This window comes from Streptomyces sp. NPDC031210, from assembly GCF_055570395.1.
In genome coordinates, this window is sequence record NZ_JBVIHH010000010.1 from 1 (window position 1) to 22884 (window position 22884).

Below are 22884 nucleotides of genomic sequence, written 5' to 3' on the forward strand. Positions count from 1 at the left end.
CCCCCCCCCCCCCCCCCCCCCCCCCCCCCCCCCCCCCCCCCCCCCCCCCCCCCCCCCCCCCCCCCCCCCCCCCCCCCCCCCCCCCCCCCCCCGGGACCCATTTCGGTTACCAACCGCCGTGGCCACAGCCCATGTGCGAGCCGACCGGGGCGAACTGTGCACCCGGGGAGCCCTCGCCGTTGATCAGGTTGCCCAGCAGGCCGTTGGCGATCCCGACCTGGCCGAGGATGTCGATGTTCATGTCGTGCGAATGGCACCAGCCGCCGTGACCGCCTTGAGCGGAGGCGGTGCCGGCGCCGAGGAAGCTGACGCTGCCGAGGATGGCGGCCACGACAGCAGCCTTGCGAAGGTTGCGCATTTCTCCTCCATGGATTGAACGAAAGCGATCTGTAACAGATCAACTTCGTGCGGTGATTAGGACGCTAATATGAAAAACCGCGCACCGCTCATCGGCACTGCCATACGGGTTCGCCGGGTCGGCCAACCTGGGCGTGTCGCGTATCGGGGCTCGACTTCCGCTTGGTGACGGAGCGACTTTTGCGGGCGCTTGGCGATGACGAAGCTCGCCATCCTGGGGGCGGGCGCGGGCTGTTGCCGGTCCCTCTCGGCTGGATCCCCTGCGCCGGACTCCGGCATGGTGGATGGTCAGGTTTTTGCCGGACCGCTGGCGGCAGAGGGCGCACCGACGGCAGCGCCGCACCGATGTCAGGCGGCGCGGAATGCTTGGTGACGCGCCTTGCGGGAAATCATGCGGGTCCGGCGCTGTGCGCCGCGGGTGGGTAGGGGAGGTGGGTGGACGCCGGGGCGTAGTCGGCGCGGCGACCGGTGAGGTGCTCGAAGCCGGGCCGATCCGTTCCGTGCACACCAAGACCTTGTCGGCCAATTCGAGTTGTTTCAGAGTGACTTGGGGAGGCTACGGCGATTTCGAGGCGCTCGGGTTGACGTGCCCTGCGTATCTGGGGGACTTGGGTAGGGGCGAGGACCGGAAGGGGTTACGCACCGCGCTGCACATGGGGCACGCGGCGCGTTGGCTGCCGGAGGTGATCCACTTGGAGGCAGCCGCCAGTGGTGGCCCGGTGCCGTGGTCGGGCCGTGGTCGGGCGTCGGGCCGTGGCCCGGACGGCCCGACGGCCGGACCCCGAACAGCCGGACCAGCCAGCAGGATCAGCCGGATCAGCCCGATCAGCCCGATCAGCCGTATGAGGAGTGCCATGCCCACCGCATCGTCCGCAGCGGAGTCCCCGGATCCCGGTCCGCGTCACCCGGACCCGACCAGCGCGGACCCGACCAGCGCGGACCCGACCAGCCCGGTCGCGGCCGGGCTCGACGCGAGCGGCCCGGACGCCGGCTTCGCGGAACCGCTGCCGGAGACGCGGCGGGCCTTGCTGCGCAGGCTGGCGATCGGGCAGGCGGAAGGGCGGGCGCCGTCGATGATGGGGGCGGTCGTGCGTGACGGGCGTGCGGTGTGGACAGGGGCCCGCAGCTCGGTGGAGGGCGAGGTGCCCCACGGTGACGTGCAGTACCGCATCGGCTCGCTCACCAAGACCTTTGTGGCGGTGATGATTCTCCGGCTCCGCGACGAAGGGCTGCTACGGCTGGAGGATCAGGTCGGCAAGCACCTGCCGGACACCCCCGTGCCGGGCGCCACGATCGCTCAACTGCTCGCGCACAGCTCGGGCTTGGCGGCCGAACCGCGCGGGCCGTGGTGGGAGCGGACCGCCGGCGAACTGCGGCCCGAGCCCGCAGACCTGTTCGGGGAGCGGCCGCAGCGCCTCCCGGTCGGCCGGCGGCACCACTACTCCAACCTCGGCTACGCGCTGCTCGGCGCCCTCGTCGAACGGCTGCGGGACGGCGTGACGTGGAGCGAGGTGCTGCGTCGCGAGGTGCTGGAACCGCTGGGCATGCGCCGTACGACGCCGCAGCCCGCGATGCCGCACGCCGGCGGCTGGGCGGTGCACCCCTGGGCCGACGTGCTGCTTCCCGAACCGGCGCACGACACCGGGCTGATGGGCCCGGCCGGCCAGTTGTGGTCCACGCTGGAGGATCTGTGCCGCTGGGCGGCGTTCCTGCTGCGGGGCGACGAGCGGGTGCTGAGCGCGTCGAGCGTCGCGGAGATGCGGGTTCCGGCGGTGCCACCCGAGGCCGACGGCTGGGACGCGGGCTATGGGCTGGGGCTCCAGCTCGTACGGACCAGCGGCGGCCGGACGGGCGACGGCACGGCGGGCGCGGGGCGACGGCTGGCCGGGCACACCGGATCGATGCCGGGATTCCTGGCGGCCCTGTGGTTCGACGCCGACGAAGACCTCGCCGCGATCGCCCTGGCCAACTGCACCTCAGGGCCCGCGATCAGCGCGGTGGCCGGTGACCTGCTGGAGATCGTCGCCGACCGTGAGCCGCGGATTCCGCAGCCGTGGCGTCCGCAGCCCGGGCCACTGGACCACGAACTCCTGGCTCTGACCGGGCCTTGGTACTGGGGCGCGCACCCCTTCGCGCTGCGCTTGCGGGACGGACGCGGGCTGGAACTCACGCCCCTGGCCGGTACCGGCCGCGGCTCCCGCTTCCGTGCGGAGGAGGACGGTACATGGACCGGCCTGGACGGCTACTACGCGGGGGAAACGCTGCGGGCGGTACGTGGCGCGGACGGTTCCCTCAGCCATCTCGACCTGGGGACCTTCGTTTTCACCCGGGGGCCGTACGACCCGGCGGAGCCGGTGCCCGGCGGGGTGGACGCGGAGGGCTGGCGGGGACTCTAGGGGCGTGGGGGGCGAGCGCCGCATGGGCTGTCGGGGGGCCATTGGCTGCCCGGGGCCCGTACGGCCGGGGTCCGGTGGGCGGACGTACAGTCGAATCCAGATGTCAGGAGCCGCCCCACCGGGCGGCTCGCTCCCGCTGGAAGGCCACTGTGACTGCCGTGACTGCGAACTCCGACGCTCCGGTTCTGCTCGACCTGCCGCCGCTCGACGCAGCCCACTTCGCACGGATCGAGGACAAGGTCGCCGCGTTGATGCGCACCCGCTGCGACGTGCTGGTGATGCAGGGAGAGGCGCTCCTGCCGCTGGAAGCCTGCATCCGCTCGGCGGTACGGCCCGGCAGCACGGCGCTGAACATCGTCACCGGCCCGTACGGCGAGACGTTCGGCGGCTGGTTGCGCTCCTGCGGCGCCGACGTCGTGACCATCAGCGCGCCCTTCACGGGAGCGATCGACCCGCAGCAGGTTGCGGACGCGCTGCGGGAGCACCCCGCCATCGACTTCGTCAGTCTCGTGCACGCCGAGGCCGCGACGGGCAACACCAACCATGTCGCCGAGATCGGCGCCCTGGTGCGGGAGCACGGGGCGCTGCTGATGCTCGACGCGGTCGCTTCGGTGGGGGCCGAGCCGCTGCTCACCGACGAGTGGGGCGTCGACCTGTGTGTGATCGGCGGGCAGAAGGCACTCGCCGGACCGGCCGGTGTTTCCGTCGCCTCGGTCAGTGCCCGTGCCTGGGAGCGGATCGCGGCCAATGAGCAGGCGCCGCGGCGCTCGTATCTCTCGCTGCTGGACTGGAAGGAACGCTGGATCGACGGCGGGCGTACCGCCCTTCCGCACGCTCCGGCACAGTTGGAGATGCTCGCGCTGGAACAGGCCGTCGACCGGATCGAGGCCGAGGGGCTCGAAAAGGCGATCACTCGGCATCGCGCGGCCGCCGCCGCGGTGCGAGCCGGCGTCCGGGTACTGGGCGGGCCGGTGCCGTACGTGATCCGGGACGAGGACGCGGCACCGGCCGCCACGACGCTGCGCGCTCCGGCGAGTCTGGACGCCCGCGAGGTCGTTACCGCAGCGCTCGCCGCCAATGGCTCGGTACCGGTGCAGGCGGTCGCCGGCCCGCTGGCGAAGGAAATGATCCGGGTGAACCACTACGGTCGCGCCGCCGACCGGGGAGTGGTGCTGGCGTCGCTCGACGCGCTGGCGGCCGGTCTGCGGGCGCTGGGAGCGGACATCGACGAGGACGCGGCGGCCGGCGCGGCCGGTGCGGCGTGGGATGGGGTTGTCGCCGCGGGCTGAGCGCTCGTGGATGAGGCCGTGACTGTGCCGTGAGCAGCGGTCTCGGGGCCGTTGGGGTGCCGCGTTTCACGTGAAACGCGGCACCCCTTTTCGTGCGAGGCGTGTGCCCTCTCTGTCAGTCCTGCTGTCAGTTCCTGTCGCGCCCTGTGACGTCGTATGGCGCCCTGTGACGTTCGTACGGCGTCCGTGACGTCGTCCCCGGGGCTTCCGTGGGACTTCCCCCGGGGGGCTTCCTGTGACGCGTGCCCTTGCGCGTTTGGCCTGCGGGGGCCGCTTGGCGCATCCGGGACCACTGCGGATTTGGCGCGGACGGGTGTGGTGCGGCGTCCCTGATCTCGGCCCTCCTTAGAATCGGAACGGGTGACCCGGTTAATTCAGGGGTGTTTTCCGCGATGACGACGGTCGGAATTCAGGAGGTCGCGAATGTCGGACGCCGGCTCGGCGCCCTCCCGTGCGGACGCGCGACGCAATCGGGCGTTGGTGCTCCAGGCGGCTCGATCCGCCTTTGAGGAAAAGGGGTTCGGCGCCCCGCTCGGGGAGATCGCGCAGCGAGCCGGCGTCGGGGCGGGGACCGTCTACCGCCACTTTCCTTCGAAGGAAGCCTTGTTCAGGGCGTCGATCGTGGACCGGATCCGCCTTTTCACCGACACTGCAACGGACTTGACCGAGGTAGAGGACGCCGGAGAGGTGTTCTTTCGCTTCCTCGCCTCGGTGATCCGGCTGTCCGCGGGCAACAAGGCGTTGAGTGATGCCCTGGAAGCAGCCGTCGAGGCGGGGGCCGGCACGGTCGTCGGCATTCCGCCGGGGCCCGAGCGGGACTTCGCCGAGGCGCTGGGTCTCTTGCTCCGCCGGGCCCAACAGTCCTGCGCCGTAAGGGAAGACGTGGGGGTGGAGGACGTCCTGGGCCTGCTCGTCGGGTGTGCGGCGATGGAGCGGCGGCGGGCCGGGAACCGGGGTGCGGTGAGGAGGTCGGGGCGGATGACGGCCCTGATGTGTGACGCGCTGAGGGTGAGCGCCCCGGCGCCGGACCGAGCGAGCAGTCAGGTGACGAAACATCCCGGCGAGGCGGCGGATCGTAACGAAACAGGGTGCGCGGTGTGTGGCGGTCCGGTGGCCAGGGCGGGTACCGGTCGGCCCGCGCGCTATTGCGGTGGTGCCTGCCGGCAGAAGGCGCACCGGGAGCGGGAGCGGGAACGGACGCGCGGGAACGCCCCGGGAGACGGGGCCGAGTAGGCCGAGGCAGCCGGGGGTGGTGCGCTCGGCCGATGCCGTCAGGCGCCCCCATTGCCCGTCAGCCGCCCGCCTGCCCTCAGAGCTGGAGCTTGAAGCCCAGGTGGGAGGCTTCGAAGCCGAGTCGCTCGTAGAAGCGGTGGGCGTCGACGCGGGTGGCGTCGGAGGTGAGCTGTACCAGTTGGCAGCCCAGCGAGCGCGATCGTGCTACCGCCCATTCGATGAGCTGGGTGCCCAGGCCGGTGCCCCGTTCGTCGGCGTGGACCCGGACGCCCTCGATGATCGACCGGGTCGCGCCGCGCCGGGAGAGGCCGGGGATGACCGTGAGCTGGAGGGTGCCGACGGCGCGCCCCTCCCGGACCGCGACGACCAGGTGCTGCTGCGGGTCGGCGTCCAGTGCCGCGAACGCCGCGCGGTAGGGAGCCAGGTCGTCCGGGGACTCGCGGGTGGCGCCCAGCGCGTCGTCGGCCAGCATCGCGACGAGGGTGGGGAGGTCGGCCTCGGTGGCGCGGCGTATCTCGATATCGCTCATGGGCGTGACCTTATGCGGAGGCCGTTCGGGCGCCCCTCAGAACCCCGTCACGCCGGCCGACGACCCGTCAGACCGATAGTGCGGCAGATCCACACCTCGGCACACCCACTACCCCGGCAGACCCACTACGCCGGCAGACCGAGACCCCGTCAGCCCGGCGTCCCATCAGGCGAGGGAACCAGCGTCTCGACGGCCGTCACCAGAGGCGCCAACTCCGGTCGCTTCGCCGCATCCTGGAGGGCCTCGCGCAGCGCGGTGTCGTGCGTGGGCCGGGCTTCTTCGAGGAGGGCGAGGCCGTCGGGCGTGACGTTGGTGTAGATGCCGCGCCGGTCGTCCGGGCACAGATAGCGCGAGAGCAGCCCGCGGTCCTCCAGCCGGGTGACCAGGCGGGTCGTGGCGCTCTGGCTGAGGACGACCGCGTCCGCGACCTGGTGCATGCGCAGATGGCCGCCCGGCCCGTCGTGCTGCTCGCTGAGCACGTTGAGCACCGAGAACTCCCGGACGCTGAGGTCGTGCCCGGCCTGGAGCGCGCGCTCGATGTGTGACTCGATCCTGCCGTGCAGGGCCGACAACGCGCACCATCCCTGAGCGAGCCCGCGGGCGGGCGTGGACGGTGACGGCGGGCGGCCGGGCCCGGCGGCCGGGCCCGTAGCGGCCGGTGTGGCGTCCGAGGCCGGCGCCTGCGGCGTCTCGCGCGTCCGCCGCGTCATCGAGGACCTCGTCGAAGACCTCATCGAAGACCTCCTCATGGTCGTGCGCCCAGGATAGGCCACCCGCGAAATAGCCCGCGCTTGCAAGTAGTAAGCGTCTGCAATTATTGTCGACGCTTGTAAAAGACGGACGCAATCACCTGAAGGGATCCGCCATGCCTCTCGCACTCCTGGCGCTCGCCATCGGTGCCTTCGGGATCGGGACGACCGAGTTCGCGGTCATGGGGCTGCTGCCCGACATGGCGGCCGGCTTCGGTGTCTCCATCCCGCTCGCCGGTTACGCCACCACCGTCTACGCCCTCGGCGTCGTGGTCGGCGCTCCCCTGATGACCGCGCTGGGCACGCGATTCACCCGCAAGCAGATGCTGATGCTGCTGATGGGCCTGTTCATCGTGGGCAATCTGCTCACGGCCGTGGCGCCCAACTTCGGGATCATGCTCGCGGGACGGATCGTCTCCGCCTTCACCCACGGCGCCTTCTTCGGCATCGGCGCCCTCGTCGCCGCCGACCTCGTCGCGCCCCGGAAACGGGCGACCGCGATCTCCCTCATGTTCAGCGGCCTGACCGTCGCCAACGTCGTGGGTGTCCCGGCGGGCACCATGCTCAGCCAGGAGTTCGACTGGCGCACCACCTTCTTCGCCATCACCGCGCTCGGCGTCATCGGCCTGCTGGGCATCGTCAGGCTCGTCCCGGCGCAGCCTGCCAAGGCGGCATCCCCGCTGGGCAGCGAACTCGCGGTCTTCCGCAACCCGCAGGTCGGTCTCGCGATGCTGATGACGATCCTCGGTTTCGGCGGTGTCTTCGCCGCCGTCACCTACCTCGCGTCGATGATGACCGAGGTCACCGGCTTCGCACCGTCGTCCGTCATCTGGCTGACCGCCGTGTTCGGCATCGGCATGGTCGGCGGGAACCTGGTTTCCGGCCGCTTCACCGACCGGGCGATGATGCCGATCCTGTACGTGTCGCTGACGAGCCTCGCGCTCGCGCTGGCGGCGTTCACGTTCACCGCGCACAACAAGGCCGCCGCGACCGTCACCCTCGTGCTGATCGGCGTCTTCGGCTTCGCGACCGTGCCGCCGCTGCAGAAGCGGGTGATGGACCAGGCCGCCGCGGCGCCCACCCTCGCCTCCGTGGGCAATATCGCCGCCTTCAACTTCGGCAACGCGCTGGCGTCCTGGCTCGGCGGGATCGTCATCTCGGCCGGTCTCGGCTTCACCGCGCCCAACTGGGTCGGCGCGCTGATGGCCGTCGCGGCCCTCGGCGTGGCCCTGTTCGCCTCCGCCCTGGAACGGCGGACCGCGCGCCCGAGCCGGGTGACGGCCGCCGGCGGGCCCGCCACGGCCGCCACCGAGCCCGTACCGGCGAGAAACGGCTGAGGCTCCACCCTCGTCAGCGCGCCGGTTCCCGCTCGCTCCCGCCACGCGCCCGTTGATCACGGGCCGCAGCCGACCGCGCCGCGCGCAGTCGGCTGCCGCGTCGGGTGAGGCCCCAGGGCTTGAGGATCGAGAGGGCGGTGAGGAAGACGTACGTGGCCGTGGCGACCGATGGTGCGACGACGAGGGTGACGTCGGGAATGACGGTGCCCGCGGCGGCTTCGGCCGCGAGACGGTTGATCCCCGGGCGGAGCGAGAAGACCGACAACAGCACGGTGACGACCGTCAGCCAGAACTTGGTCTGCACCCAGCGGTGCCTGGCCAGGCCCCACGGCGTACCCAGGGACAGGACCAGTCCGCTGAGCAGGGCGGCCAGGGCCACCGGGATGACCAGCCAGTCACCGAAGATCTTCATGGCGCGGTAGGCGACCGCCGCCATCTCGGGCGAGTCGGAGGTGTATCCGGCGAGGCCGAGGGCGAGCAGGCCGAGAGTGATCCCGAGCCAGCCGACGGACACGGTGACGTGCAGGACGAGGAGCGCCCGGCGGGCGCGGCGGCTGAGCTGTGGCATGTCGTCCACGGTGCTCCCCCGGCGCGCGCCGCACATCTGCCGGCGGGAGTATGCGCGCGTACGCGGCGTTGAGTACGACCGGCCCGGTACGACCGCGCCCGTAGGACCGACCGACCACCCGCCCCGGCCGCCCGCCGGAGAACGGAACCCCGCGGTCCGCGCAGCGCCGACAACCCCCCGCGGGCCCGGCCGCATCGGCCTTCCCAGGGCACCCTAGGCTCCGCCGTATGGGGAAGCTGCATCTGTTCGACATGGACGGGACCCTGCTGCACGGGTCCGCCGCCGCCATCGAGATCTCCCGGCAACTCGGCCTGGAGCGGGAGATCGCCGAGCTGGAGCGGGGATTCGCCACCGGCGTGCTCACGCCGCCGCGGTTCGCCCAGCTCGCGTGCGACCTGTGGGCCGCCGGGCTGACCGAAGCCGTGGTGGCGGCGGCCTTCGAGGGCGCGCCGTGGCTGGCCGGGATACGGGAGGTATGGGCGGATATCCGGGCACGCGGCGAGCGCTGCGCGGTGATCTCCCTGTCACCGGCGTTCTTCGTGGAGCGACTGCTGACCTGGGGGGCGGATGTCGCCCACGGGTCGCGCTGGCCGGCCGTCCCGATCGTGGAGCGGGTGGAGCCGGCCGGCATCCTCACGTCGGCGTCGAAGGTACGCATCGCCGACGAACTCTGTGCGCGTTATGGGCTGACCCGCGCCGACTGCGTGGCATATGGCGATTCTTTGTCGGATGCGGACCTGTTCGCGGTGATTCCGGAGTCGGTCGCCGTAAATGCGGATCACCACGTCAGTGGGTTGGCTTCCTATGCCTACGCGGGGCGTGATCTTCGGGAGGCATACGAGCTGGTTCGTACTGACCGGTAATTAAGAGCTTTCTACGGCTGATTCGTCCGCTGTCCGTACGGAAAACGCCATCTGTGGGGAGGATCACTGTTATCACAGTGCGCGCACGGAGTGTTCGCAGATCAGGGCTTGTGGTTTCAACTGCTGCCGGTATGGTCGAGTCCGGTTCGGCGGGGGTGAGGGCTTCCGTGGGTGCGCGAGAAGGCGGGCAAAGCCCGCCAGCCTAGCGGCGAAGCGGCCCACGCCACCCGGACTTCCGACTATTTGTCCGTTGCGGCAAGTGGGAGTGGCATGCTGCCGGCACGGCATCTGCTCCCAATTGTCGCAGGGTCGTTAGATGTGTCCGCTTTGGGGGGTGTTTCCGGCAGGGTTCGAGGCGATGAAGAATTCCGGGACACCGCGGGGGAATTCCGGGCGCTTCCGGTCCACGGAAGTGCGAAGTCAACCGAAAGACGTTCGAGGCGAGGCAGACCATGGACGCTCCGACCACCACGTCGGCCGATAGCGGCTCTTCTGGCGGCAGCAGTGGCGATTGGGGTTGGTTCACTCCTCCGTCGAAGAAGTCCGCCGATGAACAGCGCGAGCGGCAAAACGGCCAGGACGGCGGGCCGGACCAGGACGGCCGGAGTGAACGGAACGACCCGAACAACCCCGACGACGCGAATGACCCGCACCGCCCGAACGCGCACGCCGAGCGCGACCGGATACCCAGCCGGCCGGTCAATCCGATCAGGCCCGTAGGCACCGCGGCCGCGCGCGAGCGGGAGATGGAGCCGCGGCAGCCGTCGGCACCGCAGGCACCACGGCCCCAGGCGCAAGCCCCGCAGCAGACGGCACCGCAGCGGACGGCCCCCCAGCAGCAGGCCGGCCGTGAGGCGTTTGTGCAGCAGCCGTTCCCTCCGCAGTCGCCCCGGTCGGAGTGGGAGCGCGTCCCGGGCCGCGAGCCGGAGCCCGTCCACGAGTCGGCGCACGCCTCGGCCGCCCCCACCGGCTCCAGCATTTACCACGCCCCCAGCGCCCCCAGCGCCCCCGCGGCTCCCGCGCCGCCTCCGCGAGCGGCGGCCCCCGCCCCCGCTCCGGCACCGGCACCCGCTCCCGAGCCGCCGCGCGCCGCCGCCCCACGGCCCCCCGCCCCGGAGCCCACCCTCGACTCCCTGACGGCGTCGGCGGCCTCCGCCGCGAAGCCGGCCTCGCCCGACGCGATCCTCATCCGCCGCACCATGGCCGAGATCGAGCCCGTCGCCGACAAGGTGACCTCGTACTTCTACGCGATGCTCTTCGTCCGGCACCCCGATCTGCGGGCGCTGTTCCCGGCCGCGATGGACACCCAGCGCGACCGGCTCTTCAAGGCGCTGCTCACCGCCGCCAAGCATGTCGACGACGCCGAGGTGCTCACCGACTACCTCGCGCACCTCGGCCGTGGGCACCGTAAATACGGCACGCTGCCCGATCACTACCCGGCGGTCGGCGAATGCCTCCTCGGCGCGCTCGGGCGCTACGCGACGTCGAGCTGGAGCCCGGAGACCGAGGCCGCCTGGGTGCGCGCGTACACCGCGATCTCGCAGATCATGATCGACGCGGCCGCCGAGAACGAAGCGGTCGCCCCCGCCTGGTGGCAGGCGGAGGTCGTCTCGCACGAGCTGCGCACGCCCGACATCGCGGTGGTGACGGTCCGCCCGGACCAGCCCTACCCCTTCCGCGCCGGGCAGTACACCAGCCTGGAGACGCCCTGGTGGCCGCGGGTGTGGCGGCACTACTCCTTCGCCTCCGCGCCGCGCTCGGACGGACTGCTGTCGTTCCACGTCAAGGCGGTGCCGGCGGGCTGGGTCTCCAACGCCATGGTGCACCGCGCCCGGCCCGGCGACGTCATCCGCCTCGGCGCCCCGGGTGGCTCGATGACGGTCGACCACACCACCAGGAACGGCCTGCTGTGCGTCGGCGGCGGCACCGGCATAGCGCCCATCAAGGCGCTGGTCGAGGACGTCGCCGAACACGGGACCCGGCGCCCCGTCGAGGTCTTCTACGGCGCGCGCAGCGACCACGACCTGTACGACATCGACACGATGCTGCGGCTCGAACAGACCCACCCCTGGCTCTCGGTCCGCCCGGTCGTCGCCACCGGGCAGGCCCGCGGGATGAACAGCGTCAGCGGCCAACTCCCGGACGCGGTGCGCCAGTACGGACCGTGGAGGGAATACGACGCCTATCTCTCCGGGCCGCCCGGGCTGATCCGCAGCGGCGTGGACGCGTTGGTGGGGGTCGGCATCCCGTCCGACCGCATACGGCATGACTCCATAGAAGAGCTGGTCTCGGCAGGAGATTGAGGTCTTGGCAGTACAGGGCGACCACGGTCGTACAGGGGAAGGGCGGGACATGCGCCGGCAAGAACGCCCGGGGAGCGATGGCGAGCACGTGGTGCAGAAACGATTCGGCACTACCGAGCGGGCCGACCGCTTCTACGGGGACCAGGTCCTCGATCATCTCAACGTCCGGATGCGGGAGTTCGTGGCCCGTCAGGAGATGTTCTTCCTGGCCACGGCCGACGGGAACGGCGAATGCGATTCGACCTTCCGGGCCGGGCCGCCGGGATTCGTCCAGGTCCTGGGCGAGCGGACGCTGGCCTACCCGGAATACCGTGGCAACGGTGTCATGGCCTCGATCGGCAACATCTCGGAGAACCCGCGCCTGGGGATCCTGATGATCGACTTCACTCGGGACCGCATCGGGCTGCACATCAACGGCCGCGCGCGGGTGGTGAAGGACGAGGAGATGCGGGCGAGCCACGCCGGTCTGCCGGTCGATCCGGTCCCCGGTCGGCGCGCCCAGATGTGGATCATGGTCGACGTCGAAGAGGCGTACATCCACTGCGCCAAGCACATCCCGCATCTACAGAAAGTCCCGGCGCAGCAGCGCGGGGCGCGCGCCTGGGGCACGGACGACTACAAGCGCAAGGGCGGCGACTTCTTCGGGGCGGCGGCCGACGCGGCGGAGCGCGCGCCTTTCCAGCGGGTGGAGCGCAAAACCGAGGACGAGGCTGGGCGGGAGGATTTCGCCGCGGAGCTGAACGGGGAGTTCCTCGACCGGGTCGAGCGGGTGCTCGCGCGCGCCCAGCCCCGAAAGCCCGCGGAGGACGACCCCGCCTTCCGTGGGTGGTTCGCCTGAGGGGTCAGCCCAGGTCGGGGGCGTGCATGGCCTGTACGCCCTCGATGTTTCCGTCGAGGTAGTGCCGCAGTGACAGCGGTACGACCTCGACGGAGGCGATGCCGACGCGGGTGAAGGGCACCCGCACGATCTCGTACTCGCCGCAGGGCTCGTCGATCTCGGGACCGTGCCGGCGGGTGGGGTCCATCGAATCCAGTCGGCAGACGAAGAAGTGCTGCACCTTCACGCCGTCCACGCCGCCGTCGCTGAAGTGCTCGACGGTGTCGACGAAGACCGGCACCACGTCCGTGATCTTGGCGCCCAGCTCTTCGTCCAGCTCACGGTGGAGGGCATCGACCACGGTGGCGTCCTCCGGCTCCACCCCACCACCCGGAGTGATCCAGTACGGCGCACGGCCCGGCTTCGTCCGCTTGATCAGAATGAGGTCCGCGCCGTCCAGCAGAATCGCGCGGGCGGTGCGTTTGACGACTGGCCGTACGGTCATAGGGGACAGATGCCGCAGTCAGGGGCTCGCGAAACCCCCGCCGGCGCCCCAGCACAGCCGTCCACAGCCGGCCCGCGACTCTCCAGACCTCCCGCTCACCGGCCGGCGGGTGTCCGCAGAAGCCGCTGGTGGCGGGCCGGGCCGCCGGCGCGCCGGCCGCAGGGAAGCCCGAGCGGCCGCTGACGCGCAGTCAATCGGGCCTTGGGCTCGGTTTGTTTCACGTGGAACATCGCAGAACGCCGGCGGTTCAGGCGGACCGCATCGCCGCGTCCAGCGCCTGGTGGACGTCCGCCACCAGATCCTGCGGGTCCTCGACGCCGACCGAGAAGCGGATGAACCCCTCCGCGACCGCGTCGCCGCCCCAGCGCCCGCGCCGCTCGGCCGTGGAGCGCACTCCGCCGAAGCTCGTCGCGTCGTCCACCAGTGTCAGGGCGTCCAGGAACCGCTCGGCGTGGCCCTTGTCGGGCAGAGTGAAGGAGACCACGCAGCCGAACTGGCCGGGGCGCATCTGCCGTACGGCGAGCGGGTGGGCCGGGTCGGACGGCAGACCGGGGTGGCGCAGCCCGGTGATCTCGGGACGCGTGGCCAGCGCCTCGGCGAGCGCCAGCGCCCCCGCCGCCTGCTGCCGGACGCGCAGCGCCAGGGTCGCCAGGGAGCGGTGGGCGAGCCAGCTCTCCATGGGTCCGGGGATGGCGCCGACCGTTTTCCGCCAGAGCCGTACGGACTCCGAGAGCGCGGCGTCGCGCGTGCAGGCGTAGCCGAGCAGGACATCACCGTGGCCGGTCAGCGCCTTGGTGCCGCTGGCCACGGAGAAGTCGGCGCCCAGATCGAGGGGGCGCTGGCCGAGCGGTGTGGCCAGGGTGTTGTCGACCGCGACCAGGGCGCCCCGGGAGTGTGCGGCCTCGGCCAGCCGCCGGATGTCGCAGACGTCGAGGCCGGGGTTGGACGGCGTCTCGATCCACAGCAGCCGGGCACCGTCGAGCACGTCGAGCTGGGCGTCCCGCGCGGTCGGCGCCGTACGTACCTCGATGCCGTAGTACTCGAGCTGAGTGCGGACGGCCGGCAGCAACTGGTAGCCGTCGCTGGGCAGCACCACCGCGTCGCCGGAACGGAGTTGGGAGAACAGCACGGCGCTGATCGCCGCCATGCCGGAGGCGAAGGTGGTGGTGTGCGCGGGCTCACCCGGTGATTCCAGCTCGCCGATGGCCCGTTCCAGGTGGGTCCACGTGGGATTGGCTTCGCGGCCGTACGTGTACGGGCCGACCGCGTCACCGGGGAGGTGGAAGTGGGCGGCGAAGACCGGGCCGGGGAGCGTCGGCTCGTACGCCGCGGGTTCCGGAAGCCCGGCTCGTACCACTCGGGTGCCCTCGCCCGTCATGCGTTCTCCTTCTGCGTCGACTGTGCCGCGAAGCATTCCGAGGCTTCCCCGGCCCGTTCCGCGAGGGCGGTGCGGACCGCCTCCAGGAGGCCGTCGCTCGCCGCCTCGACCATCTCCAGGCATTCCTCGAAGCCCGCGAAGCCGCCGTAATAGGGATCCGGCACATCGGCGGCGGCGCCCGACGGGTCGGCGTCGTAGGAACGCAGCAGGCGGACCTTCGCGGCGTCACGCGGAGTCGGGGCCATCCGGCGCAGGTCGCGCACATGGCCCGCGTCGAGTGCGATGACGAGATCGAGACGAGCGAACCACGAGGCGTGGAACTGCCGGGCGGTATGCGCGTGGCCGTAGCCGCCCGCGCGCAGTACGGCGACCGTGCGCGGGTCGGCCCCGTCGCCCTCGTGCCAGCCGCCGGTGCCGGCGCTGTCGACCTCGACCAGGCCGTCGAGTCCGGCTTCCGCTACGCGGGCGCGGAAGACGGACTCGGCCATCGGCGAGCGGCAGATGTTGCCGGTGCAGACGAAGCAGACGCGGAAGGGGGTGTTCAAACGGTCAGTCCTTGTCGGGGAGGAGCATGTTCAGCGCCCAGGAGACGATCGAGATGATCAGTCCGCCGAGTACGGCGGTCCAGAAGCCTTCCACGTGGAAGGCGAGATCGAGTTTGTCGGCGAGCCAGGACGTCAGCAGCAGCATCAGCGCGTTGATGACGAGCGTGATCAGGCCGAGCGTGAGGATGAACAGGGGGAACGACAGCAGCTTCACCACGGGCTTCACGAGGAAGTTGACCAGCCCGAAGATCAGCGCGACCAGTACCAGCGTCAGGGCTTTGCGACCGGTGTTCTCGCCGGTCAGCGTGATGTCCTTGAGCAGCCAGATGGCCACGGCAAGCGCCGCGGCGTTGGCGAGCGTCTTGACCAGAAAATTCTTCATGGTGAGATCGTCGCAGACGGGCCGGAATCATTGAGGGGTGCGAACGGCATGAAGGCTTTCAGACTCGACGAACTCGAAGCGGAACGGGTCGCGAACGACGGCGCGTATCTGCAGTTCCTCCGGGAGCGCAACATGTCGGTCGGCCTGTACGCGCTGGACGCCGGGAGCACCGACCCGCAGCAGCCGCACGCGCAGGACGAGGTGTACTTCGTCGTCAGCGGCCGGGCGGCGATCACCGTGGGCCAGGACACCCAGTCGGTGGCCCGCGGCAGCGTCGTCTACGTGCCGGCCGGGGTGCCCCACAAGTTCCACCACATCAGCGAGGACCTCCGGGTGATGGTGGTCTTCTCTCCGCCTGAAAGCTGAGGGTCGAGGCCCCCGACCCGTAGGGGAAGGGTCAGGGACAGGCCGGGGCTGCGAGGCCCCCGCGGCGGCGCACGGCGCCCTAGCATCGACGGTGAAGGGGAAACCGGAAGCGACGCGGGGGACACGCGGGACGCCGACGGTGCCATCGACGCGACAGACACTCAGAAAGCAGGGCAGAGCAGTGGCCGGTAAGGGGATATTCGCAGGGCTTCCGTGGTGGGTCACCTGGGTCGTGGTGCCCGTCATCCTGATCGCGGTCTTCGGCGGGCTGATCGCCACCGCCGTCGGCTTCCTGATCGGTCTGCTGTTCAAGATCCTCATCGCGGCAGCCATGATCGCCGGTGTCATCTATCTCGTGCGCAGGTTCACTGGTTCGTCATCGTCCTCGTCCTCGAAGGGCGAGTGGTAGGCCACCGGTCCCGCCCGAGGCCGCCCGTCGCCCCGGAAGGGCGCGTCGGGTCAGGGCGTGCGCCCAGGCGAGTTAACTCCCCGCCATTCGGCCTACGGCCGTAACGCGCCGCGTTAAAGTGCGGATCGCAGGCGTCTTCCGGATGCTGGCGTTCCGGAACGAGCGGGCGAGTGATCCCGGACCGGACGTCTTCCAGGGGCCCTGGGAGACGCGCGCGGCACGGGAGAGGTTCCCGCGAACGGGGCCGCCGTGCCCCACGGCGATCGGACCTGGGGGTTGGCGTTGGCAATCGTGAACGGCGAATCGGCCTCTCCTGGCACCCTCATCGGATCGGTCCAGCGGGCGCTGCGCCTGCTGGAGGCGGTCGGCGCGCACCCCGATGGTGCGCCCGCCAAGCAACTGGCCAGAGAGGCCGGGCTGCCCCTGCCGACGACGTATCACCTGTTGCGGACGCTGACCCACGAGGGCTATCTGCGGCGCGAGGGCGGTGTGTTCGTCTTCGGCGAGGCGGCCGAGTCCCTCGGCAGGGCCGGGGAGATGCGCCGGCAGCGGGTCCGTATCCGCGAGGCGCTGTCCGTGGCGGGCCGGGAACTGGGCGCGGCCGTCTACTTCGCCGTCTACCGCGAGGGTGAAGTGGAGGTCGTGGCGATGACCCGCGACCCGGACCGGCCGCCGGTCGAGGAATGGGTCGACTTCCGCACGACGGCACACGCCCACGCGATCGGCCAGTGCCTGCTGGCCCAGCTCGACGAGGCATCACGCAAGGAGTACTTGGCGCGCCATCCGGTGCAGTCGATAACCCCCTTTTCCGTGCGATCCGAGGACGATCTGTTGCGGCGTTTGGATACGGTGCGTCGCGGCCAAGTTGCTATCGAGCGGCAGGAATATGCCATCGGCACGGTGTGTTCCGCCATCCCCGTGCAGGTCGGCGGGGCCATCGCGACGCTAGCGATTTCCCTGCCGGTGGATGAGCTGCATCGATTGCGTTACGTGACGAGTCGACTACGCAAAATGGCGGAGGCGACACTAACGACACTCGCCTTCTCTATCAGTATCTGAAAACTCACTCCTTGTGATCTGCTTGCACGTGACAGACGATGGCGTCAATAGGGGTTCGGGGGACGATTCCCGGCCATCTGGCGATCAAGTGCGGGGCAGTGGTTGATGACCGACACAGTTCAGGCAGAAGTGATCATGAGCTTTCTCGTCTCGGAGGAGCTCGCGTTCCGGATCCCGGTGGAGCTGGACTTCGACAGCGCCGATCCGTACGCCGTCCGGCTCACCTTCGACCTTCCCGGCGACGTGCCCGTGACATGGGCGTTCAGTCGCGAACTCCTTCTGGACGGGCTGAGCCGTCCCTCCGGTGAGGGCGACGTGCGCATCGAACCGTCCTCCCCCGCCCACCTCAGCGACGTCTTTATCAGTCTCCAAGTCGGCACCGAACAGGCCCTCTTCCGGGTCAGCGCGCCGCCGTTGGTCGCCTTCCTGGACCGCACGGACCGACTGGTGCCGCTCGGCAAGGAAGAGGTGTACGACACGCTGGACGCCGTGCTGGACCGGATCCTCACGGAGGCGCCGGCCGGCTGACCCCCGTGGCAGGAGCCATCCCTGGCCGCGCGCCCCGCGCACCCGCGCAGGGCGCCACGCACGGCACCCCGCACACCGCGACCCGGCCAACCGGCCAACCGGCCATGCTCCCGCGCCTGGCCACCGCAGCCGCACGCCGCCCTGCCGCCGCATCCCGCGTCGGCCCCCAACCCCGCCCCCGGCCGTCAGTCCCGACCAGCCTCCGCGCGGAGCCGCCCGTCACCGTTTGCGACGTCTCCCGTGGCCCCCGCGCACCCCACGCCGCCCGCCGGCATCCGACCCGGCGCCCGAGCCGGCACCCGAGCCCGCACCTTCCCTCCCCCGCCTCCGACGGTCCGCCGAGACCACCAGTGCCGCCAGCAGCGTGGTCAGCGGCACGGAAGCGACCAGTCCGATGCTGCCCACCAGCGTGCGCACGATCTCCTCCGCCACCACCTCGCTCGTGGCGACCGTACCGACGCTGCTCTGTGCGATCGAGAACAGCAAAAGCAGCGGCAGGGCCGCGCCCGCGTACGCCAGCACCAGCGTGTTGACGACCGAGGCGATGTGATCGCGCCCGATCCGCATCGCCGCGCTGTACAGCTTGCGCCAACCCGCCGACGGATCCGCCTCCTTGAGCTCCCACACCGCGGCGGTCTGCGTCACCGTCACGTCGTCCAGCACACCCAGCGAGCCGATGATGATGCCCGCCAGCAGCAGCCCGCGGATCTCGATGTCCGGGTACAGCCCGTGCACCAGCCCGGTCGTGTCGTCCGTATTGCCGGTCAGCAGAGCCCACCCGATGAACACCGACCCCAACAGGCCGATCAGCAGCAGCGAGGCGAGCGTGCCGAGCACCGCCACCGACGTGCGCGCCGTCAGACCGTGGCACATGTAGAGCGCGATCAGCATGATCGCGCTGCCGCCGATCACCGCGACCACCAGCGGATTGGAGCCCTGAAGGATGGCGGGCAGGATGAACAGCGTCAGCACCCCGAAGCTCGCCATCAGCGCCACCAGCGCCAGCACCCCGCGCAGCCTTCCGACCAGTACCACCGCGAAGGCGAAGATCGCGGCCAGCACCCACATCGGGAAGGTCCGGTCGACGTCGCTGACCGAATACTGAAGATCCTTCGGTGCCTTGGGGGAGTAGGCGACCACGACCTCCTGCCCGGTCGTGTAGTGCCGGGTGGCGTCCGGCGTCACCACCGTGCGGAAGACGCGCCCCGCGTTCTCCCCGGTCGTGACCTTGATCGTCACCTGCTCGCAGTCCTTGCCCCGAGCCGCTCCCCCGGTCGGCGGCTCCCCCGAGGGCGGCGTCGGCTGCGGCTGCTGTTCGGCGTGCACATCCGCGCAGTTCACCTCCTCCACCTTGATCACCCGGGCCTGCTCGGTGGGCTGGTCGAAGCCGACTCCGGACGGCTTGTGCGGGGGCGCGCCCCCCGGCCACAGCACGACCAGGCCGACCACCACGGCGGCCGCGAAGGGGATCAGCACCGCTGCGATGACCTTGCGCAGATGGCGGGAGACAGGCGCGGCAGGCCCATGGCCGTGGGAGTGCGAGTGCGTATGGGGCTCGTGGCTGCTCACCGCCCGATCATCGCAAGAACTCCAGGGGCCCCCTGTTCACCGCGCCACGTCGGCCGCTACCGTGGTGCCACCTTTGCAATCGCGGGAGCTCGGAGCACCGGGCTGAGAGGGCGCTGACCTCCGCGGACGTCTGGCAGATGCCAGTACGCCTCCACGGAAGCCGCTGCGTCGACCGCCGAACCTGTTACCGGGTAATGCCGGCGTAGGGAGTTGGGTCAAGATGACTCTGCAGGATGCACGCACGCCCGAAAACGCCGCCGACGGCAGCGGTGAGCCGCAGATCGGCTGGCACAAGGGCTATGTCTCCGGATCGCGCCCGGACCTCCGGGTCCCGGTCCGGCGGGTGCACCTCACCAACGGCAAGCACGTGACGCTGTACGACACGTCAGGTCCGTATACCGACCCGAACATCGAAACCGACGTCCGCCGCGGCCTCGCGCCGCTGCGGGAAAACTGGATCATCGCGCGCGGAGACACCGAGGAGTACGCGGGCCGGCCGATGCGGCCGGAGGACGACGGCGTCAAGCACACCTCGCCGCGCGGCGGCCTCAAGAACCTCGACGCGGTCTTCCCCGGCCGCCCCCGCCAGCCGCGCCGCGGCCGGGACGGCGCCGCCGTCACGCAGCTCGCGTACGCCCGGCGCGGCGAGGTCACCTCGGAGATGGAGTACGTCGCCCTCCGCGAGAACGTCACGCCCGAGTTCGTCCGCGACGAGATCGCCGCCGGCCGCGCGGTCCTGCCGGCCAACATCAACCACCCGGAGATCGAGCCGATGATCATCGGCAAGAACTTCCTGGTGAAGGTGAACGCCAACATCGGCAACTCCGCGGTCACCTCCTCCATCGAGGAGGAGGTCGACAAGATGACCTGGGCCACCAAGTGGGGCGCCGACACGGTCATGGACCTGTCCACCGGCCGGAACATCCACACCACCCGCGAGTGGGTCCTGCGCAACTCCCCCGTCCCCATCGGCACCGTGCCCCTCTACCAGGCGCTGGAGAAGGTCGACGGCAAGGCCGAGGAGCTGACCTGGGAGATCTACAAGGACACGGTCATCGAGCAGGCCGAACAGGGCGTCGACTACATGACGGTGCACGCCGGCGTGCTGCTCCGCTACGTCCCGCTCACCGCCCGCCGCAAGACCGGCATCGTCTCGCGCGGCGGCTCGATCATGGCCGCCTGGTGCCTGGCGCACCACCAGGAGTCGTTCCTCTACACCCACTTCGAGGAGCTCTGCGAGATCCTCGCCGCCTACGACGTCACCTACTCCCTCGGTGACGGCCTGCGCCCCGGCTCCATCGCGGACGCCAACGACGAGGCGCAGTTCGCGGAGCTGCGTACGCTCGGCGAGCTGAACACCATCGCCAAGCGGCACGGCGTGCAGACGATGATCGAGGGCCCGGGGCACGTCCCGATGCACAAGATCAAGGAGAACATCGACCTCCAGCAGGAGATCTGCGAAGAGGCGCCGTTCTACACGCTCGGCCCGTTGACCACCGACATCGCGCCCGCCTACGACCACATCACCTCCGGCATCGGCGCCGCGATGATCGCCTGGTGGGGCACCGCGATGCTCTGCTACGTCACGCCCAAGGAGCACCTGGGCCTGCCGGACCGCGACGACGTCAAGACCGGCGTCATCACCTACAAGATCGCGGCCCACGCGGCGGACCTGGCCAAGGGCCACCCGGGCGCCCAGGAATGGGACGACGCCCTCTCCGACGCCCGCTTCGAGTTCCGGTGGGAAGACCAGTTCAACCTGGCCCTCGACCCGGACACCGCCCGGTCCTTCCACGACCAGACACTGCCGGCCGAGCCGGCGAAGACGGCCCACTTCTGCTCGATGTGCGGCCCGAAGTTCTGCTCGATGAAGATCTCCCAGGACATCCGCCGCGAGCACGGCGGCGACCTGGCGATCGACCCGGTGGCCGGAATGGCCGAGAAGTCCAAGGAGTTCGCGGCGTCGGGCAACCGCGTGTACCTGCCGCTCGCAGAGTGACGGCGCCGGTCGGCCCGTCCCGGGTCACGCCTCCGTGGCCCGGGACGTGCCGCCGGCCGCACGGGTGACCGTGGGCGCGCTCACCGCCGCGCTCACCGCCGCGCGGTCCTCTTCCGCAGGACGCAGAGTTCCCCGGAGTCGGGATCGCCGAGGTAGGACCAGATGAGGGGCTTTTCGACGGTGCCCCGCGCGGTGTAGAAGGCGTCCACCCCACCGGGGCCGAACTCCAGGTGCACCTCGGTCGCCTCCTTCTCGGGGAACGCCTCGCGCGCTTCCCAGTGCCCGGTTCCCGTCCTCGCCGGGCGGAATTCGTCCCCGGAGGCGCTGTCGGAGCCGAAGTCGACGTAGTCGCCGCAGGCGCCGACGCTGCGGAACGTGCCGTCGGCGGCCAGGACCAGCTTGCCGCCCCGCTCGTCCACCCAGGTCCCCACCGCCGCGCTCTTCGGCAGCGTCAACGGCTTTCCTTCCGGTTCGGGCAGCGGGATCAGCCGGCCGATGAACACCAGGATGAGCAGCGCCATGGGGAGGGCGAGCACGAGGGCTATCGCGATCAGCGAGCCCAGCACGAGGCGAAGGGCGAGCGACGTGCGGGGCGGGGGGAGTGGCGGGCGGGGAGCCCATCCCCACGACGCTTTCGCGGATCGTTCCGTGGCGTTCGGCATCTGCCGCCCCCGCTGCCCGGGCCGCCCCGACGGCGTCCGACGGCGTCATCATGCACCGCCTCGGGAACGGCAGGTCAGGCGGGGTCCGCCGGACGTCCGGCGCGCGGACCGGACGCTGTCGCGGCGCTATTCCGGCCGGTTTTCCGGCCCGCCGTGATCGGGGCTGGTGAAGTCCGGGCTGGAGTAGCGGGGCCGGGAGGCGGAGGAGCCGCTGTCGGGGCTGGTGAAGTCGGGGCGGGAGTAACCGAGGGTGGGTATGCGGCTTTTGGGAGCCGGGGAGGGATGCGGGGGCCGCCCCGGGGCGCGGTCAGGGTGCGCGTCCACGGCGGCCGGGGGGTTGGTCAGGGCCGCGCGGAGGAACGGGAGCAGGCCGCGCTCCATCAGGGCCTGCCGCCACGCCTCGCGAGCCCGTTCCAACTCCTCGCGCAGGGCCTCCGCGCCTGCCTCCCGCGGTGGCGCGGAGCCGTTGCGCAGCGCCGTGATGACGAGTCCGCCCATGGCGACGAGCGAGCCCGCGGCGGTCAGCGCGGCGAAGATCCAACCGACGCTGATCAGCGGCTGGGCCGCGGATTCCCCGGGGCTGACGGTACGCAGGACGTAGCCGATGAGGAGGAACAGGAGCGCGGCGATACCGGCGAGGACGGGCGCGAGGACGGCGATCATGGCGGCCAGTCCGGCCCCGGCCGCCTCGGCGTCCTCGCCTCCGGCCGTGGCCGGACCCAGAGCCCCACCGGAGGCGTCGTCCCTCTCCTCGCCGCTCTCCGTGGTGCCCGAGGGCGTGGACGCCGGCGCGCGCAGCTCCGCACGGAGGCGCACATACCGGTGGTATTCGGCCGTCGCGGACGCGGCTATGGAGGCGGTCGCCCCCAGGGCCAGGGTGCGGAGTTGCTCGGTGTTGAGGTGCTTTCCCGCGCCGGGGGCGAAATCGTCCGGGCGGTATTCGGCGGTACGCAGCGCTTCATCAAGGAGCCGCGCGAATTCTTCGCGGTCCTCGTTCAGCAGGTGCGGAGCGCTGTTCATGTGCATCCCCCGATGCTCCGT

General features: G+C 70.9%; 24 protein-coding genes. 13 read left to right on the forward strand and 11 right to left on the reverse strand.

Annotation, left to right across the window (positions count from 1 at the left end; genetic code table 11):
- Positions 1–106: 106 nt before the first annotated feature.
- On the reverse strand, positions 107–358 hold the full coding sequence (locus tag ACZ45Z_RS19230; RefSeq protein ID WP_468363531.1) for a hypothetical protein: 252 nt from the start codon (positions 356–358) through the stop codon (positions 107–109).
- A gap of 853 nt (positions 359–1211) precedes the next feature.
- Between ACZ45Z_RS19230 and ACZ45Z_RS19235 the strand changes: the two genes are divergently transcribed.
- The 3 genes from ACZ45Z_RS19235 (at position 1212) to ACZ45Z_RS19245 (ending at position 5275) form a co-directional block, all read left to right on the forward strand.
- A complete protein-coding gene (locus ACZ45Z_RS19235) occupies positions 1212–2753 on the forward strand; it encodes a serine hydrolase domain-containing protein (RefSeq protein WP_468363534.1) in 1542 nt (513 codons plus the stop codon).
- A gap of 149 nt (positions 2754–2902) precedes the next feature.
- On the forward strand, positions 2903–4042 hold the full coding sequence (locus tag ACZ45Z_RS19240; protein WP_468363537.1) for a pyridoxal-phosphate-dependent aminotransferase family protein: 1140 nt from the start codon (positions 2903–2905) through the stop codon (positions 4040–4042).
- Between the two features lie 423 nt (positions 4043–4465).
- On the forward strand, positions 4466–5275 hold the full coding sequence (locus ACZ45Z_RS19245) for a TetR/AcrR family transcriptional regulator (RefSeq protein ID WP_468363539.1): 810 nt from the start codon (positions 4466–4468) through the stop codon (positions 5273–5275).
- A gap of 76 nt (positions 5276–5351) precedes the next feature.
- Here the strand turns inward: ACZ45Z_RS19245 and ACZ45Z_RS19250 are convergent, their stop codons facing one another.
- Both ACZ45Z_RS19250 and ACZ45Z_RS19255 read right to left on the reverse strand, forming a co-directional pair.
- Positions 5352–5804: a GNAT family N-acetyltransferase gene (locus ACZ45Z_RS19250; RefSeq protein ID WP_468363541.1), complete on the reverse strand. Its 453-nt coding sequence runs from the start codon at positions 5802–5804 to the stop codon at positions 5352–5354.
- 149 nt (positions 5805–5953) lie between these two features.
- Positions 5954–6376: a MarR family winged helix-turn-helix transcriptional regulator gene (locus ACZ45Z_RS19255; protein ID WP_468363544.1), complete on the reverse strand. Its 423-nt coding sequence runs from the start codon at positions 6374–6376 to the stop codon at positions 5954–5956.
- A 34-nt stretch (positions 6377–6410) separates the two neighbouring features.
- On the opposite strand from ACZ45Z_RS19255, the gene ACZ45Z_RS19260 reads away from it, so the two are divergent.
- The gene (locus ACZ45Z_RS19260) at positions 6411–6572 is read left to right on the forward strand and encodes a hypothetical protein (protein WP_468363546.1); all 162 of its coding nucleotides are present in this window, start codon (positions 6411–6413) and stop codon (positions 6570–6572) included.
- Positions 6573–6669: 97 nt separating this feature from the next.
- Positions 6670–7890 (forward strand): MFS transporter, encoded by a 1221-nt coding sequence (locus ACZ45Z_RS19265; RefSeq protein WP_468363549.1) that lies wholly within the window; start codon positions 6670–6672, stop codon positions 7888–7890.
- A gap of 13 nt (positions 7891–7903) precedes the next feature.
- Here ACZ45Z_RS19265 and ACZ45Z_RS19270 read toward each other — a convergent pair whose 3' ends face one another.
- On the reverse strand, positions 7904–8458 hold the full coding sequence (locus ACZ45Z_RS19270; RefSeq protein ID WP_468363551.1) for a DUF2269 domain-containing protein: 555 nt from the start codon (positions 8456–8458) through the stop codon (positions 7904–7906).
- A gap of 227 nt (positions 8459–8685) precedes the next feature.
- Here ACZ45Z_RS19270 and ACZ45Z_RS19275 point away from each other — a divergent pair, with 227 nt between their 5' ends.
- The 3 genes from ACZ45Z_RS19275 to ACZ45Z_RS19285 all read left to right on the forward strand — a co-directional run bounded on the left by ACZ45Z_RS19275 (position 8686) and on the right by ACZ45Z_RS19285 (position 12462).
- Entirely contained in the window at positions 8686–9321 is a 636-nt protein-coding gene (locus ACZ45Z_RS19275; RefSeq protein ID WP_468363554.1) for an HAD family hydrolase, read from the forward strand.
- A gap of 452 nt (positions 9322–9773) precedes the next feature.
- Positions 9774–11624, forward strand: a complete 1851-nt coding sequence (locus tag ACZ45Z_RS19280) for a globin domain-containing protein (RefSeq protein WP_468363557.1) — start codon at positions 9774–9776, stop codon at positions 11622–11624.
- A gap of 49 nt (positions 11625–11673) precedes the next feature.
- Complete coding sequence (locus tag ACZ45Z_RS19285) at positions 11674–12462, forward strand: pyridoxamine 5'-phosphate oxidase family protein (protein ID WP_468363560.1); 789 nt, start codon at positions 11674–11676, stop codon at positions 12460–12462.
- 4 nt (positions 12463–12466) lie between these two features.
- On the opposite strand, the gene ACZ45Z_RS19290 is transcribed toward ACZ45Z_RS19285, so the two are convergent.
- The 4 genes from ACZ45Z_RS19290 to ACZ45Z_RS19305 form a co-directional block, all read right to left on the reverse strand.
- Positions 12467–12946 carry an NUDIX domain-containing protein gene (locus tag ACZ45Z_RS19290; RefSeq protein WP_468363563.1) on the reverse strand — a complete coding sequence of 160 codons (480 nt, stop codon included), beginning with the start codon at positions 12944–12946 and terminating at the stop codon, positions 12467–12469.
- Between the two features lie 247 nt (positions 12947–13193).
- Positions 13194–14324, reverse strand: a complete 1131-nt coding sequence (locus ACZ45Z_RS19295) for a cystathionine gamma-lyase (RefSeq protein WP_468363566.1) — start codon at positions 14322–14324, stop codon at positions 13194–13196.
- Positions 14321–14869: a low molecular weight protein-tyrosine-phosphatase gene (locus ACZ45Z_RS19300; RefSeq protein WP_468363568.1), complete on the reverse strand. Its 549-nt coding sequence runs from the start codon at positions 14867–14869 to the stop codon at positions 14321–14323. The genes ACZ45Z_RS19295 and ACZ45Z_RS19300 overlap by 4 nt, the downstream gene beginning before the upstream one ends.
- Positions 14870–14873: 4 nt before the next feature.
- The gene (locus tag ACZ45Z_RS19305) at positions 14874–15251 is read right to left on the reverse strand and encodes a phage holin family protein (RefSeq protein WP_468363571.1); all 378 of its coding nucleotides are present in this window, start codon (positions 15249–15251) and stop codon (positions 14874–14876) included.
- A gap of 48 nt (positions 15252–15299) precedes the next feature.
- Here ACZ45Z_RS19305 and ACZ45Z_RS19310 point away from each other — a divergent pair, with 48 nt between their 5' ends.
- From ACZ45Z_RS19310 to ACZ45Z_RS19325, 4 genes are all read left to right on the forward strand, one after another.
- Positions 15300–15617: a cupin domain-containing protein gene (locus ACZ45Z_RS19310; RefSeq protein WP_468363574.1), complete on the forward strand. Its 318-nt coding sequence runs from the start codon at positions 15300–15302 to the stop codon at positions 15615–15617.
- A gap of 181 nt (positions 15618–15798) precedes the next feature.
- On the forward strand, positions 15799–16026 hold the full coding sequence (locus tag ACZ45Z_RS19315; protein ID WP_468363576.1) for a DUF5326 family protein: 228 nt from the start codon (positions 15799–15801) through the stop codon (positions 16024–16026).
- 288 nt (positions 16027–16314) lie between these two features.
- The gene (locus tag ACZ45Z_RS19320) at positions 16315–17085 is read left to right on the forward strand and encodes an IclR family transcriptional regulator (protein WP_468364163.1); all 771 of its coding nucleotides are present in this window, start codon (positions 16315–16317) and stop codon (positions 17083–17085) included.
- 105 nt (positions 17086–17190) lie between these two features.
- Positions 17191–17613 carry an SsgA family sporulation/cell division regulator gene (locus ACZ45Z_RS19325; protein ID WP_468363578.1) on the forward strand — a complete coding sequence of 141 codons (423 nt, stop codon included), beginning with the start codon at positions 17191–17193 and terminating at the stop codon, positions 17611–17613.
- Positions 17614–17832: 219 nt separating this feature from the next.
- On the opposite strand, the gene ACZ45Z_RS19330 is transcribed toward ACZ45Z_RS19325, so the two are convergent.
- Positions 17833–19182 (reverse strand): YibE/F family protein, encoded by a 1350-nt coding sequence (locus ACZ45Z_RS19330; RefSeq protein ID WP_468363580.1) that lies wholly within the window; start codon positions 19180–19182, stop codon positions 17833–17835.
- A 220-nt stretch (positions 19183–19402) separates the two neighbouring features.
- Here ACZ45Z_RS19330 and thiC point away from each other — a divergent pair, with 220 nt between their 5' ends.
- Complete coding sequence (gene thiC / locus ACZ45Z_RS19335; RefSeq protein WP_468363582.1) at positions 19403–21181, forward strand: phosphomethylpyrimidine synthase ThiC; 1779 nt, start codon at positions 19403–19405, stop codon at positions 21179–21181.
- Between the two features lie 92 nt (positions 21182–21273).
- Here the strand turns inward: thiC and ACZ45Z_RS19340 are convergent, their stop codons facing one another.
- Together ACZ45Z_RS19340 and ACZ45Z_RS19345 are read right to left on the reverse strand one after the other, a co-directional pair.
- Positions 21274–21747 (reverse strand): hypothetical protein, encoded by a 474-nt coding sequence (locus ACZ45Z_RS19340; protein WP_468363585.1) that lies wholly within the window; start codon positions 21745–21747, stop codon positions 21274–21276.
- Positions 21748–21969: 222 nt separating this feature from the next.
- Positions 21970–22869 (reverse strand): hypothetical protein, encoded by a 900-nt coding sequence (locus ACZ45Z_RS19345; protein ID WP_468363588.1) that lies wholly within the window; start codon positions 22867–22869, stop codon positions 21970–21972.
- Positions 22870–22884: the final 15 nt, after the last annotated feature.

What these genes read in the sequence shown, in the direction of transcription:
- ACZ45Z_RS19230 (WP_468363531.1), bottom strand. Translation starts at nt 358, where the DNA reads ATGCGCAACCTTCGCAAGGCTGCTGTCGTGGCCGCCATCCTCGGCAGC.
- ACZ45Z_RS19235 (WP_468363534.1), top strand. Translation starts at nt 1,212, where the DNA reads ATGCCCACCGCATCGTCCGCAGCGGAGTCCCCGGATCCCGGTCCGCGT.
- ACZ45Z_RS19245 (WP_468363539.1), top strand. Translation starts at nt 4,466, where the DNA reads ATGTCGGACGCCGGCTCGGCGCCCTCCCGTGCGGACGCGCGACGCAAT.
- ACZ45Z_RS19250 (WP_468363541.1), bottom strand. Translation starts at nt 5,804, where the DNA reads ATGAGCGATATCGAGATACGCCGCGCCACCGAGGCCGACCTCCCCACC.
- ACZ45Z_RS19265 (WP_468363549.1), top strand. Translation starts at nt 6,670, where the DNA reads ATGCCTCTCGCACTCCTGGCGCTCGCCATCGGTGCCTTCGGGATCGGG.
- ACZ45Z_RS19270 (WP_468363551.1), bottom strand. Translation starts at nt 8,458, where the DNA reads ATGCCACAGCTCAGCCGCCGCGCCCGCCGGGCGCTCCTCGTCCTGCAC.
- ACZ45Z_RS19275 (WP_468363554.1), top strand. Translation starts at nt 8,686, where the DNA reads ATGGGGAAGCTGCATCTGTTCGACATGGACGGGACCCTGCTGCACGGG.
- ACZ45Z_RS19280 (WP_468363557.1), top strand. Translation starts at nt 9,774, where the DNA reads ATGGACGCTCCGACCACCACGTCGGCCGATAGCGGCTCTTCTGGCGGC.
- ACZ45Z_RS19285 (WP_468363560.1), top strand. Translation starts at nt 11,674, where the DNA reads ATGCGCCGGCAAGAACGCCCGGGGAGCGATGGCGAGCACGTGGTGCAG.
- ACZ45Z_RS19290 (WP_468363563.1), bottom strand. Translation starts at nt 12,946, where the DNA reads ATGACCGTACGGCCAGTCGTCAAACGCACCGCCCGCGCGATTCTGCTG.
- ACZ45Z_RS19295 (WP_468363566.1), bottom strand. Translation starts at nt 14,324, where the DNA reads ATGACGGGCGAGGGCACCCGAGTGGTACGAGCCGGGCTTCCGGAACCC.
- ACZ45Z_RS19305 (WP_468363571.1), bottom strand. Translation starts at nt 15,251, where the DNA reads ATGAAGAATTTTCTGGTCAAGACGCTCGCCAACGCCGCGGCGCTTGCC.
- ACZ45Z_RS19310 (WP_468363574.1), top strand. Translation starts at nt 15,300, where the DNA reads ATGAAGGCTTTCAGACTCGACGAACTCGAAGCGGAACGGGTCGCGAAC.
- ACZ45Z_RS19325 (WP_468363578.1), top strand. Translation starts at nt 17,191, where the DNA reads ATGACCGACACAGTTCAGGCAGAAGTGATCATGAGCTTTCTCGTCTCG.
- thiC (WP_468363582.1), top strand. Translation starts at nt 19,403, where the DNA reads ATGACTCTGCAGGATGCACGCACGCCCGAAAACGCCGCCGACGGCAGC.
- ACZ45Z_RS19345 (WP_468363588.1), bottom strand. Translation starts at nt 22,869, where the DNA reads ATGCACATGAACAGCGCTCCGCACCTGCTGAACGAGGACCGCGAAGAA.